Origin of the sequence: Flavobacterium panici, from assembly GCF_903819335.1 — a bacterium.
In the GTDB taxonomy this organism is placed as follows: Bacteria; Bacteroidota; Bacteroidia; order Flavobacteriales; family Flavobacteriaceae; genus Flavobacterium; species Flavobacterium panici.
On sequence record NZ_CAIJDE010000044.1, the window covers coordinates 185,921 to 200,056 of the forward strand.

8 protein-coding genes are annotated in these 14,136 nt (G+C 35.1%); 1 reads left to right on the forward strand and 7 read right to left on the reverse strand.

All coding sequences use genetic code 11. The features are described from left to right. Nucleotides 1–70 precede the first annotated feature (70 nt). The 7 genes from FLAPXU55_RS13365 to FLAPXU55_RS13395 all read right to left on the reverse strand — a co-directional run bounded on the left by FLAPXU55_RS13365 (nt 71) and on the right by FLAPXU55_RS13395 (nt 9,479). The gene (locus tag FLAPXU55_RS13365; protein ID WP_180858253.1) at nt 71–1,165 is read right to left on the reverse strand and encodes a glycoside hydrolase family 18 protein; all 1,095 of its coding nucleotides are present in this window, start codon (nt 1,163–1,165) and stop codon (nt 71–73) included. A gap of 473 nt (nt 1,166–1,638) precedes the next feature. Beyond that, entirely contained in the window at nt 1,639–3,444 is a 1,806-nt protein-coding gene (locus FLAPXU55_RS13370) for an acyl-CoA dehydrogenase family protein (protein ID WP_053471785.1), read from the reverse strand. A 222-nt stretch (nt 3,445–3,666) separates the two neighbouring features. Continuing rightward, the gene (locus FLAPXU55_RS13375) at nt 3,667–4,848 is read right to left on the reverse strand and encodes a thiolase family protein (protein ID WP_180858255.1); all 1,182 of its coding nucleotides are present in this window, start codon (nt 4,846–4,848) and stop codon (nt 3,667–3,669) included. Nucleotides 4,849–4,880: 32 nt separating this feature from the next. Beyond that, a complete protein-coding gene (locus FLAPXU55_RS13380; protein ID WP_180858257.1) occupies nt 4,881–5,261 on the reverse strand; it encodes a four helix bundle protein in 381 nt (126 codons plus the stop codon). Between the two features lie 30 nt (nt 5,262–5,291). Continuing rightward, nucleotides 5,292–7,682 (reverse strand): 3-hydroxyacyl-CoA dehydrogenase/enoyl-CoA hydratase family protein, encoded by a 2,391-nt coding sequence (locus FLAPXU55_RS13385; RefSeq protein ID WP_180858259.1) that lies wholly within the window; start codon nt 7,680–7,682, stop codon nt 5,292–5,294. 52 nt (nt 7,683–7,734) lie between these two features. After that, nucleotides 7,735–8,220: a MarR family winged helix-turn-helix transcriptional regulator gene (locus FLAPXU55_RS13390; RefSeq protein ID WP_180858261.1), complete on the reverse strand. Its 486-nt coding sequence runs from the start codon at nt 8,218–8,220 to the stop codon at nt 7,735–7,737. Nucleotides 8,221–8,441: 221 nt separating this feature from the next. Next, nucleotides 8,442–9,479 (reverse strand): helix-turn-helix transcriptional regulator, encoded by a 1,038-nt coding sequence (locus FLAPXU55_RS13395; RefSeq protein ID WP_180858263.1) that lies wholly within the window; start codon nt 9,477–9,479, stop codon nt 8,442–8,444. Nucleotides 9,480–9,754: 275 nt separating this feature from the next. Between FLAPXU55_RS13395 and FLAPXU55_RS24225 the strand changes: the two genes are divergently transcribed. After that, nucleotides 9,755–14,128 carry a PKD domain-containing protein gene (locus tag FLAPXU55_RS24225; RefSeq protein ID WP_180858265.1) on the forward strand — a complete coding sequence of 1,458 codons (4,374 nt, stop codon included), beginning with the start codon at nt 9,755–9,757 and terminating at the stop codon, nt 14,126–14,128. Nucleotides 14,129–14,136: the final 8 nt, after the last annotated feature.

The following is a 14,136-nucleotide window of genomic DNA, read 5'->3' on the forward strand; positions in this document are numbered from 1 at the left end:
AACATCTTTATAAAATAAAACGGCAGTTACTTAAAAAATAACTGCCGTTTTTTATTTGCTTTAATGAAATTTATTTAGACGTTTTAACTTCATAAATGGCATTAACCATTCCGTCACGGAAACTGTCTAAAGTCAATTCCCAAAACATGATTCCGCCTAATTTTTTAGACTTCACATATTCTGTTTTTGCCTTAATAGATTTAATATCATCTGATGTTGCAAAAGTTTTCGTTCCTTCATTATACCAGTATGGAGCTTTTGCTTTATCATCCCAGAAATATTTCCAGCCGTTTGCTTCTGTATAAGTTGTGGCATAGTTTTTAAAGTCAGCACCTTGAAAATGCTCTCCTGCCTGATACAATCCGTTATTGATATTTTCTACATTTTTCCATTGTCTGGTATAAAATGCACCTCCAATTACTAATTTTTCAGCAGGAACTCCAGCTTTCAATAAAAACTCAACCGCTCTGTCTGTAGATTCTTCTTTTGGATTTGTACTGTATAATGGTGTGTGATGTCCTGTAACTTTAGAATATCCATTTACTAAATCATAACTCATGATATTGATACGGTTTACTAATGGAGATACGGCTTTCCAATCAATCGATTCATCAAGATATTTTTGAAAACCTCCGGCAGCAAAACTCAACTCATATTTTTTACCTAAAGTTGAACGAAGAATTTTAAGCAATTCGGTAAAATTTGGTTTGTCAACAGCTTGATATAAATGTCCAGGAAGGCCTTCAATTGCAGGATATTCCCAATCTAAATCTAAACCGTCCACTTTAAAGTAATCGCTCACTTCTTTTACTGATTTTGCGAATTTCAAACGACCATCAGCAGTAGAAAATGCATCAGAACATGGTTCGCAGCCGCCCCAGCCGCCAAGAGATAAAACGATTTTTAATTTTGGATTTTTAGCTTTTAGAGAAACTAAATGTTTTATGGTAATAGAATCTTTAGGAGAATCAACACTTAGTTTTCCATCTTTTAAATGACAAAAGCTAAAGATAATTTGATCTAGTTTATTGACTTCGTACTCGTCAATTAGTTTAGAATCACCAGTATAATAAGCGATGATGTCTAATTTCTTATTCTTCTGCGCAAAAATGTTTGTGGATATAAGGCAGATAAATAAAAGGGCAATTAGGCTAATTTGTTTCATTTTATGTTTTTTGAAGATTTAAAACGCTAAATATAAAACATTAGAATTTAAATTTTGCCATCAATCCTGTAACATAACCTCAATTTTAATAAAGATTTGTGAAATTGGTTGAAACCATATAAGTGATATAAGTTCATTTTAGAGTGGACAGAATTTTATTCCGTTCCAATATTCCGTAGAGACGCACAGCAGTGCGTCTAACATAACGTAGACGCACTGCTGTGCGTCTCTACAAAAAATGCCACAGATTACAGGATTAAAATGATTAAAAAAATCTGTGAAAATCCTTTAATCTGTGGCAAAACAAAAATACACATAGTTAGACGCACTGCTGTGCGTCTCTACAAAAAAAACACAATCTTTTAAATGAACTTATATAACTTATATGGTTCAAAAAAAATAAAAAAATAAACCCGCACAGTTTCGGACTTGTGCGGGTTTAAACAAATTAAAAGCTAAAAACTATTTTTGAATTAGAAGCAGTATGAATTTTCTGCAACTAATTTAGAAGCAATTGTTTCTCTTAATGCCACAACATTTGGCAAGTTGGTGTATTTTGTAAAACGTTTTAATCCCATTAACATCATACGTTGTTCGTCACCTTCAGAGAAAGAAGCAATTCCTTCTTTTCCTCTTAAGTTTACGATATCTACCGCTTTGTACAAGTATAATTTTGCCATAGCGATTTGTTCTTTTACTTTATCTTCACCTTCTCTTTTAGCTAATTTCTCAGTTCTAAGAATAGTACTTTCTGCCATGTAGATTTCGATTAAGATATCAGCAGCAGCCATCAATAATTGTTGGTGAGAATCTAAATCCGGACCATATTTTTGAACAGCGCTTCCTGCAACCATTAAGAAAACTTTTTTCAAGTTAGCAACGATTGTTTTTTCTTCTGCAAATAATTCAGAGAAATCTGGAGTATCAAAAGATGGAATTCCCATTAATTCTTCCTGAACTTTCATTGCAGGACCTAATAAATCAACGTGGCCTTTCATTGCTTTTTTGATCAACATACCTACAGAAAGCATTCTGTTGATTTCGTTTGTTCCTTCGTAGATACGAGCGATACGAGCATCTCTCCAGGCACTTTCCATTGGAGTATCTTCAGAGAATCCCATTCCGCCGAAAACCTGGATACCTTCGTCAGAACAGTTTTGAACGTCCTCAGAAACGGCTACTTTCAAGATAGAACACTCGATAGCATATTCTTCAACACCTTTCAATTCTGCTTCCTGATGACTAGTACCTTCTGCTTCACGAGCAGCGATTCTGTCTTCGATATCTTTTGCAGCACGATAAGAAGCACTTTCTCCAGCGTAAGCGCTAGTTGCCATTTCAGCTAATTTAGAACGGATAGCTCCAAAAGATGAAATAGAAGTATTAAACTGAATTCTTTCGTTAGCATATTTTACAGCTCCAGTAGTAACTCTTCTTTGAGCATCAAGACATGCAGCAGCCAATTTAATACGACCAACATTTAAAGCATTCATTGCGATTTTGAAACCGTTTCCTCTTTCAGATAACATGTTTTCAACAGGAACTTTTGTATCGTTGAAGAAAACCTGACGAGTAGAAGAAGCACGGATTCCTAATTTGTGCTCTTCTTCATTCATAGAAATTCCGTTAGATGGATCGTTTTCTACGATGAAACCTGTAATATTTTTATCATCACCAATACGAGCAAAAACGATGAAAACGCTGCAGAAACCTGCATTCGAAATCCACATTTTTTGACCAGTAATTAAATAATGAGTTCCATCTTCAGATAAAACAGCTTTAGTTTTTCCTGAGTTTGCATCAGATCCTGCGCCTGGTTCAGTTAAACAATAAGCTCCAAACCATTCTCCAGAAGCCAATTTTGGAACGTATTTTTTCTTTTGTTCTTCGGTTCCATAAAGAGTAATTGGCATGGTTCCAATTCCTGTATGTGCACCAAAAGCAGTTGAGAATGAACCTGTTGCTCCAGAAATGTAGTCGCAAACTAACATTGTAGAAACAAATCCCATTCCTAATCCGCCGTATTCTTCAGGAACTGCAACTCCTAAAAGTCCTAGTTCACCTGCTTTACGCATAGATGATTCTGTATAAGCATAATCTTTTTTCTCAAAACGATCTTTGTGCGCCCATAATTCTTTGTCTACGAACTCTTTTACAGAGTCACGCATCATTAACTGCTCTTCAGAGAAATCTTCTGGTGTGAAGATATCTTCGCTCTTTGTTTCTTTAACTAAAAACTGACCACCACGGGTTACGTTTTTTTCGATTGTATCTGCCATTGCTTATGTTTTTTTGTATGTTTTTTTATGATATAATTACCTCAATCTTGTCATTTCGACGAAGGAGAAATCTCCGCAAGCAGCTCTACAAAGATTATCAGCTGTGTGGAAAATCGTCGCGGAGATTTCTCCTTCGCCGAAATGACAAACTAGATGGTTACTTTGTCGAAATACTAGTGCGATTTCTCGTTCCTCGAAATGACAAACTAAACGATTACTTTCTTATAATACCTCGTAAACCCCCGCAGAACCTTGTCCAGTCCCCACACACATACTCACGATTCCGTATTTGTTACCTCTGCGTTTCATCTCGTCAAATAACTGAACAGAAAGTTTAGCTCCTGTACAACCTAGAGGGTGTCCTAAAGAGATCGCTCCACCGTTTACGTTTACGATTTCCGGGTTAATGTTTAATTCGCGAGTTACTGCTAAAGCTTGTGAAGCAAAAGCCTCATTTAATTCAATTAACTCGATATCGTTCAATGTTAAACCAGCTTGTTTCAACGCTTTCGGAATTGCTTTTACAGGACCAATTCCCATAATTCTTGGCTCAACACCAGAAGAAGCAAAGTTTACTAAACGTGCAATTGGTTCAAGGTTTAATTCTTTTACCATTTCTTCGCTCATAATTAAAACGAATGCTGCACCATCACTCATTTGAGATGAGTTCCCCGCAGTTACACTTCCGTCAGCAGCAAAAACTGGTTTTAAACCTGCTAAAGCTTCTTTAGAAGTTCCTGCTCTTGGACCTTCGTCTTTATTTACAACGTATGATTTTGTTTCTTTTTTACCATTTTCGTTGATGAAAGTCTGCTCAACAGTAATTGGAACGATTTGTTTGTCAAATTTTCCTTCTGCCTGTGCTTTCAAGGCTTTCATGTGAGAGTTGTAAGCAAACTCATCCTGATCTTCTCTTGAGATTTTGTATTGGTTAGCCACCGCTTCAGCAGTTAAACCCATTCCCCAATAGTAATCTTCGTGACCTGCAGCCGCAACTTTATAATCCGGAGTTGGTTTGTAACCTCCCATTGGAATAAAACTCATACTTTCTGCACCACCCGCAATGATACAATCTGCCATTCCTGATTGGATTTTCGCAGTCGCCATTCCGATAGTTTCTAATCCAGAAGCGCAATAACGGTTAACTGTTACACCAGGAACATCTTCCACTTTTAGTCCCATTAAAGAGATCAAACGTCCAACGTTTAAACCTTGTTCTGCTTCCGGCATGGCATTTCCTACCATAACGTCATCGATACGTTTTTTATCAAAATCAGGCAGTTCATCCATCATAAACTGGATCGTTTCTGCAGCTAATTCGTCAGGTCTTTTAAATCTAAAAACACCTTTTGGAGCTTTTCCAACTGCTGTTCTATATGCTTTTACTATATATGCTGTTTTCATAAATGATTGTATTAAGATTGGAGAATTAAGTATTAAGATTTTCCAATTGTTTTGTTGATTTTATCCTTTAGTGATCTTTGAAATGAAAAATTCATATTCGAAACTTCTACTAATTGATTAATAGTTGGTTGAATTAAATCTTCATTAACAAGCTTAAGTCTTTTTGCAAGTATTAATTGGGTTATTAATTCAAAAGTTGAACCATTTGCAATTCCTAAAAAATGCATAAATTCTTTATCTGAATTTCTACCTGAACCTTCAGCAATATTTGAAGGAATAGAAACAGCACATTTTTTTATTTGATGAATTAAATTGAATTTTTCATCATTTGGCAGCAATGCTGAGATTTCATAAACATAAACCGCTATATCCATTGCTTTTTGCCAAATCTTTAATTTTTCAAACTGGTGCATTTCTTAATACTTAATTCTTATTACTTGATACTAGTTTCTCAAAGGTTTTCCTTTAGTCAACATGTACTGGATTCTTTCTAACGTCTTGCGTTCTGTACATAAACTCAGGAAAGCTTCACGTTCGATATCTAATAAATATTGTTCAGATACTAAAGTTGCTTCAGATAAATCACCACCAGCCATTACGTAAGCTAGTTTGTTAGCGATTTTCTTGTCGTGCTCAGAAATGTATTTTCCAGCTTCCATTTGATCTGTTCCAACTAAGAACATACCTAATGCTTGTTTTCCTAGAACTTTAATGTCGTTTCTTCTGATAGGCTGTGTATAACCAGCTTCAGCTAATAATAAAGCATGTTTTTTAGCTTCAGCAATCTGGCGATCTTTGTTTACTACAATGACGTCTTTTCCATGTTGTAAAAGTCCGGTATCAAAAGCCTCATATCCAGAAGTCGAAACTTTAGCCATAGCGATTGTTAAGAAATATTCTTGAAGAACGTTTAATTCCACATCATTTTTGCGGAATAAATCTGATGCTCTTAAAGTCATTTCTTTAGAACCACCACCACCAGGGATAACTCCAACACCAAATTCAACTAATCCCATATAAGTTTCTGCAGCAGCAACTACTTTATCAGCGTGTAAGCTCATTTCGCATCCACCACCAAAAGTCATTCCGTGAGGCGCAACCACAACTGGAATAGAAGAGTAACGAACACGCATCATTGTATCTTGGAACAATTTAATTGCCATGTTCAATTCGTCGTATTCCTGCTCAACTGCCATCATGAAAATCATTCCGATATTAGCCCCAACAGAGAAATTCGCTGCTTGGTTTCCAATAACTAAACCTTGATATTCTTTTTCAGATAAGTCAATTGCTTTATTGATAGCTTGAAGTACATCGCCGCCAATTGTATTCATTTTAGATTGGAATTCTAAGTTTAAAATTCCATCTCCTAAATCCTGAATAATTGCTCCACTGTTGCTCCAAACTTTTTTGCTTTCGCGAATGTTGTTTAGGATAATGAATGAATCTTGTCCAGGAACTTTTACTTGTGATTTTGTTGGAATGTTATAGAAATAAGTAGCTCCTTCTTTTACAGAATAGAAACTATCGCTTCCAGAAGCCAACATTTCATTAACCCATGCAGCAGGCTCTAAACCTTCTGCTTTCATGATTTCAATTCCTTTGGCAACACCAATTGCATCCCAGATTTCGAATGGACCATTTTCCCATCCAAAACCAGCTTTCATGGCATCGTCTATTTTGTATAATTCGTCTGAGATTTCAGGAATTCGGTTTGATACGTAAGCAAACATTCCAGCGAAACTCTTACGGTAGAATTCTCCCGCTTTGTCTGTTCCTTTAACTAAAACTTTAAAACGATTGATTGGTTTATCGATAGTTTTTGTTAATTCAAGAGTAGCAAAATTTGCTTTTTTTGCAGCGCGGTATTCTAATGTATCTAAGTCTAAAGAAAGGATATCTTTATCTACTTTTTTATAAAAACCTTGTCCAGTTTTGCTTCCTAACCAATTATTTTCCATCATTTTGTTGATGAAATCAGGAAGTTTGAACAATTCGTGTTGTTCGTCGTTAGGGCAGTTTTCGTAAATACCGTTGGCAACGTGTACCAAAGTATCTAAACCAACAACGTCAACGGTACGGAAAGTAGCTGATTTTGGACGACCAATTACTGGTCCTGTCAATTTATCAACTTCTTCGATCGTTAATCCCATTTCTTTTACCAAGTGGAATAAACTCTGGATTCCGTAAATACCAATTCTGTTTCCAATAAACGCCGGAGTATCTTTAGCAACAACCGAAGTTTTTCCTAAGAATTTAGATCCGTATTCGTTTAAGAAATCCAATACTTCAGTTGAAGTTTTTGGGCCAGGAATAATTTCAAATAATTTTAAGTAACGCGCAGGGTTAAAAAAGTGTGTTCCGCAGAAGTGTTGTTGAAAATCTTCGCTTCTTCCTTCACTCATAAAATGAATTGGAATACCAGAAGTATTAGAAGTAACCAAAGTTCCCGGTTTACGGAATTTCTCGATTTGTTCAAAAACTAATTTCTTAATGTCTAAACGCTCTACAACAACCTCGATAATCCAGTCAACATTGGCAATTTTTGCCATATCATCAGTTGTATTTCCAGTCGTGATTCTGTTTGCGAATTTTTGACTGTAAATAGGAGAGGGTTTTGATTTTAATGAATTCGCCAAATGTTCGTTTACCACACGGTTGCGAACGGCTTTACTTTCAAGTGTTAATCCTTTTTTAGCTTCAGCTTCAGTCAGTTCGCGAGGTACGATGTCCAGAAGTAAAACTTCAACACCAATGTTAGCAAAATGACAAGCTATACCTGAACCCATAATTCCGGATCCAATTACAGCAACTTTTTTAATTGTGCGTTTCATATTTGTAAAATTTGTTTTTTTGGGTAGAATCTGAATTTTCCTTTAAAAAAGATTATTCATTTTCTGGGTTTTCTGTTTGCTTCGCCAGATCGCTGGCGCTCGTGTGATTGAAAATATTTTTATCCTGAATTAATTCGTTTATGATTTCAGAAACTTCGATAAAATGTTTCAGTTTTTCGTCTGATACATGTTTTCTAACCGTTTCATTAAATTTCAGAACTGTATTTTTAGATAAATCTCTTTTTTCTTTTCCAAAGTCGGTTAGGTAGATTAAAACACCTCGCCCGTCACTTGGGTTCTTTTTGCGAACAATTAAACCTTTTTCTTCCATAGATTTAAGTGTTCTTGTTAAGCTGGTTGCTTCCATACCCATTCTTGGGCCTAAAGCGGTTGATGGAGTTCCTTCTTCCTTATCCATACTTAAAAGAGCAAATCCTGTTGCCATGGTAGCATCGTACTTTGCAGCCTCTTCATTATACATTCTTGAAACAGCCTGCCATGTAGCTCTCAAAATATAATCTATTGTTTTGTCTTTCATAGGTAACTATATCGATTTCAAATATAATTAAAAAATACTATGCATGCATATAATTTTTTAATAAATTTTTGGTTAGTTAAAAAATCCCACTGATTTAGAGTGTTTTGGTGGTTTATTTAGAGTGAAATATACTATTCTTTTTTTGGATTTTAACATTTTTAATGGTGTCAAAATCTTTTTTTAATTTTAAAATCGGGTTTAATTCTTCATTCTTCAAAAAATTATGAATTTAATTCAATAGAATTTTCAGGCTCGTATCTTGAAATTGAATCCTGAAAAATCTTTTTTATACGATTTCTGAGTCCTTCGGGTCTTAAAATTTCAACACAGCTTCCAAAACCCAGAAAAAGCCTTTCCATTTCATAATTTGGTATTACAAACAAATGCACGATAATACTTCCATCTTCATTTTCTTTAATAACACGCTGAGAAGTATGCAAAGGTTTTGTGATGACGTACGGGGCATTCGAAGCATCGACCCACAATTCAATTCTCCTTGCTTTTAATCCTGAATTGACTGTAACTCCAATTACATCCCTATAATAATTATCTGCATCAAAATCTTCTTCTAAATAAGGAAGATTAAAATCGTAATCAATAGAAATAATTCTGTCCAAAGCTAAATTTGTAATTGGCTGTGATGCTTTTTTCTTTCCGATTAAAAACCAGCGGTTGTTGAATTCCTTTAATATAAAAGGATGAAAATGAAATTTAGTTTCTTCTCTCGATTTAAAAGATTTGTAAGTAATTATAAGAACCATTTTCTTTATAATCGCCTGATAAATTTCATCTAAATAATGTAAACCTTTTAGATTCTCATTTTTATCCAAATAAATTACGGGTTTTGTATGTGATTTTTCGGCGTAGATTTTATCTTCCAAACGCTGTAAAATATCAGATACATCATTAAATAAAGAGAAATCTTTAAATTGTTTTAACATCGAAACCGTTTCAGTCAAAACATTCATATCTGTTTCCGTCAATGGAATATCAGTTATCGTGAAATCTTCGTCTTCATATTTATAATACTTTTTATCGTAAACAACAATTGGCGCATTGTAACCCAGCTTTTCACTTCGCATCAATTGAATGTCCATTTGAATAGTTCGTTTGCTTATAGGATTTTCCCGACCTTCATATTCAAATAAAGCTTCAGAGCAGCATTCGATTAAATCTTCTAAAGTCCATTGCCGGTATTTATTCTGCAAACATTTGTCAATCGTTTTGTACCGAATTAAGGCGTTTTTATTTTGTGACATATATTATATGGGTTTTGGTCGCAAAAGCGTTAATTTTTATTTTATGCCACAGATTAAAAGGATTAAAAGGATTAAAAAAATCTGCTGAAATCTCTTAAATCGGTGGCATAAATAAAACATAGTTTATATTTATTTACAGATAAAAATACTGATTTTATTGTAATACGCAACAGCTTTGCGTAGTAGTTTTAAAACTTATTCAAAATGAGTATTTCTACTATTTTTTTGTTAAATAAAATCGTCTACTTTTACCGCTCAAATTTTAACAATACCACATGGGGAAACTTTACTCGCTGCACATATATTGTGTTTTTTTTATTACTACTTCATTATTTGCCTTTAATACAAATGACAGAAGTAATTTAGCCCTTAAGGATTGTTATAATCTTACTGTTCCTCCAACTGTTGATTTTAATTTTACCAATAACAATGCCTGTTCAGGTACTCCTGTGACATTCAATGCAGTAGTTACCGGCGCGGCACCTTTTACTTATAAATGGGATTTTGGAGACGGTACTTCAGCAGCAATAAATAACCCGAACCATGCTTTTACAGCACTTGGCTGCGGGTCTCAAAATTTTACTGTAAAACTTACTGTTACAGATGCTAATGGCGAAATAAATTCGGTTACCAAAACTGTTTCGGTAAAGCAAAAACCAGATTTAAAATTCGTTGATTTAAGTGCTCCAACATCTGCAAAACCTTTTGAAAGATGTGGTGATAATAACTCGAATCCAAAATATACTATAAATGTTGGAAACAGCTCAGCTTCTGCTTCTTGTGTCACATCTTACAATGTAGATTGGGGAGACGGCAGTACAGAAACTAATGTTGTTTTTCCTAAAAAACATGAATATAAAAAATTAGGTTCGTTCAACATGGTAATTACTGGAATGGGAACTAGTAGTTGCAATAATTCGATTACCTATGTTGTAAAAAATTCTAATAACCCAATTGGGGCACTTATCGCACCGGGTAACACTACAAACTTGTGTACGCCTGTATCGCCAATGGATTTTGCGATTGGATCTTGGGGACTTAACCCATCCGATACTAATTATCAGGTAAATTATGGCGATGGAACGTTCCAAAGTTATACACAGGCACAATTAGAAAGTTCTCCATATTATAACAGTTTAAATCCGCAGGCGTCACAAAATTTCCCTATTCCCCATACGTTCACACGATTTAATTGTCCGTCAGGAAATACTGTTACATTAACCATAACAACTTCTTGCGGAAGCACTTATTTAACAGCCGGACCAATTATTATTTTAGATGTTCCTGTAATAAGTTTCAACGTACAAAGTATAGCATGTGCCAATACATATACTCAATTTCATAATACAACTCAGGCAGGTTATACAAATGATTGCAGCACTTATAATGTATACACTTGGGATTTTGGAGACGGAACACCTGTTTCCAGAGAAGTAAGTCCTTCTCACGTCTATACTCAGCCGGGTACTTATACCATAAAATTATCTGCTCAAACTCCCTGCGGAATTGGAAGATCAACCACACAGACTATTTGTGTAGAGCCTGTATTAGTACCAAGTTTTACTTATGCAACAGCTTGTGCTTCAGAAAATGTTCAGATAACGAATACAACAGATACAAGTTTAGGCTGTGGTGCAGAAAGTTACTATTGGGAAGTTTTGAGTTATTATGAAGGATTTTGTGGAAAAGGGCAGGGACAATCTTATTTTGTAAATGGTCAGTATGTTAGAAATCCAGTTATTAATTTCAGTATTCCGGGAACATATGAACTAAGGTTAAGAACACTAAACTCTTGTGGTGTTTATCAATATACTACAAGATATATTGATGTAAAAAAGAAACCAGTAATCAAGTTAGATCCTATTTCTGATTTCTGTAAATCAGCCACTATCAAACCAGTAGGTACTGTGGTAGAAACTTGTTCACCAAGTTCAGAGATTACTTATTTATGGAGTTTTCCGGGAGGAACACCTTCAACATCTACATCATTAAATCCGGGTTCTATTAATTATACCAAAACTGGAAATTATACCGCTACTTTTAGTGTTACAAATAGCTGTGGAACAACAAGTGTATCAAGAAATTTTTCTGTAGATATGGTTCTTTCGCCTGTAATAACACCTAAAACGGCAGTAATTTGCAGTGGCAATTCATTTCAGATCACACCAGTCAGCAACGGAACTACAGATAATGTACCAGCCGGAACAACTTTTGTTTGGTCGAATCCGGTAGTTACTCCTGCGGGAGCAATAAGCGGTGCATTTGCAGAAACAACACCAAGAACAAGTATTAGTCAGACTTTAACTAATCTTACTAATAATCGTGCAACAGTTGTTTATACCGTTTCTCCAATTTCTAAACTTTGTCCGGGACCAGATTTTACGATTACAGTAACAGTCGATCCATTGATAAATGTAACAGAAATTATAAAACAGGGAACTTGTTTTGGAGCTAACGATGGTGCAATAAACATAACCGTTGCGGGAGGAATTCCGTTTACAACAGGCGCACCTTATACGTATACATGGACAGGACCTGACGGATACACGAGTTCAAACCAAAATATTTCGAACTTAAAACCGGGTTATTATAATTTAACGGTAGGAGATAATGGAAATTGTCCGTTTTCACGATCGTATTATGTGGGTGAACCTGGTAAATTCCAAATTTTAGGAGAATACAAACAAGATATAACCTGTTTTGGTCTTAATGACGGAAGAATTAATGTAAATGTATCTGGCGGAAATTTACCTTATACCTATGTATGGACAAAAGATGGAAATCCTTTTACTGCAAATTCCGGAAACCTGAGTAATCTGGAGCCGGGAGTTTATGATGTAACCATTACAGAAAAAAATAACTGTGGTATTCTACATGGAAATTACAAGATCGAAGAACCGCCATTATTAGAACTTAGTTTTGTAAGCAAAGTAGATGTTTTATGCTATGGCTATTCAACAGGAGAAATTGATGTGAAAACTGTAGGAGGAAGAGTAACAGAAACTTCTCCGGGTGTTTACAGCTACAGCTATTTTTGGACAGGTCCAAACGGATATACGAGTTATTCTCAAAACCTAAGAAATGTTCCAGCCGGAAATTACCATCTAACCGTTTCAGATAATTCGGGTTGTACAGATGATCTTGATGTCATTTTACTTCAAAACGATGAAATAAAATTAGAATATACCAAAACCGAAATTGCTTGTTATGATTATGCCGATGCTTCGATAACGATTAACAAGATAACTGGCGGAGTTCCATTTGCAACCGGAGATCCGTACATTATTAAATGGAGCAATTTAGGAACCGGACTTGTACAGAATAATTTATCAGCAGGAACCTATATTATTTCTATCACAGATGCTGTTGGCTGTCCTAAAGATTTTACAATAGTAATTGACAACGCGCCAATTTTTAAAATTGATCCAGATATTAAAAAAATATCTTGTTATGGCGAAAAAGACGCTCATATCCGTTTAAATCTTGTAGGCGGAAAAGCGCCGGTAAAATTAGTTTGGGATGATGATGCAACAGCCGGAATCGAAAGAAATAATTTAGGACCAGGAACATATTCGGTAACCATTACAGATGGTAAAAACTGTATCATTAAAGGTTCATGGATCATTGATAATCCTTTGCTTTTAGAATTAAATGCCGATGTTAAAAATCCACTAGACTGCCTTAATGCCAATACAGGTTCAATCAATCTGGTAGTAACAGGCGGAACGCCGCCATTTACATACGAATGGTCAAATGGTGCAACTACTGAAGATTTAGAAAATTTAATACCAAATAACTATACCGTAAAAGTAACCGATGCAAATGGCTGTAATAAATCGGCATCGTTTAAAATTACCCGTTTCGAACAGCTTACACCATCAATCGAAGTCTTAACAGACTTTAATTGCGATACCAAACATGTAAAACAAACATTTGTAGGTCATGTAAAAGGAGGAATTCCGCCTTATACATTGAGCTGGTCAGATGGAGTAGTTTCTGGAGCCAATGGTGAAATTATGAATACCGACAATAACGGTTTGGTAATCTTTACAGTAAAAGACAGTTTTGGCTGTTCTGCTGATGTTTCATATAATGTAGATACGCCAGTTTTAGGTATTGCGAACTTCTCGACAGGTTCTTACGGAAAAGACATGTACGATTTGTATTCAATTTACGATCCTATCACATTTACCAATTTAGCGACTGGAACTTTCACTTTAATTTCCTGGGATTTCGGAGATGGAAATTTCTCAGACGAAGAAAATCCAAAACATATCTATACTAAAGAAGGAACGTATACTATAAAGCAAACCGTAACCTATCCGTTTGGCTGTCAATATACATATACTACAACTTTAAAAGTAGAAAAAGGATACAGCTTAATTATGCCAAATGCCTTTACACCAAATAATGACGGAATGAACGATACGTTTGCGCCGGTATTCCTTGGTTTATCAGACATTACCTTAGACGTTTATGACACTTGGGGCGCTGTTATTTATTCAGAAACCGGAACAAATATCAGAGGCTGGAATGGAAAAGTAAAAGACATAGATGCCGAAAACGGAAACTACTATTATAAAATAACCTTAAATACCTTTTATCACCATACTGTAGTAGAAAAAGGAGCATTTACACTAATTAAATAAGCAACAGA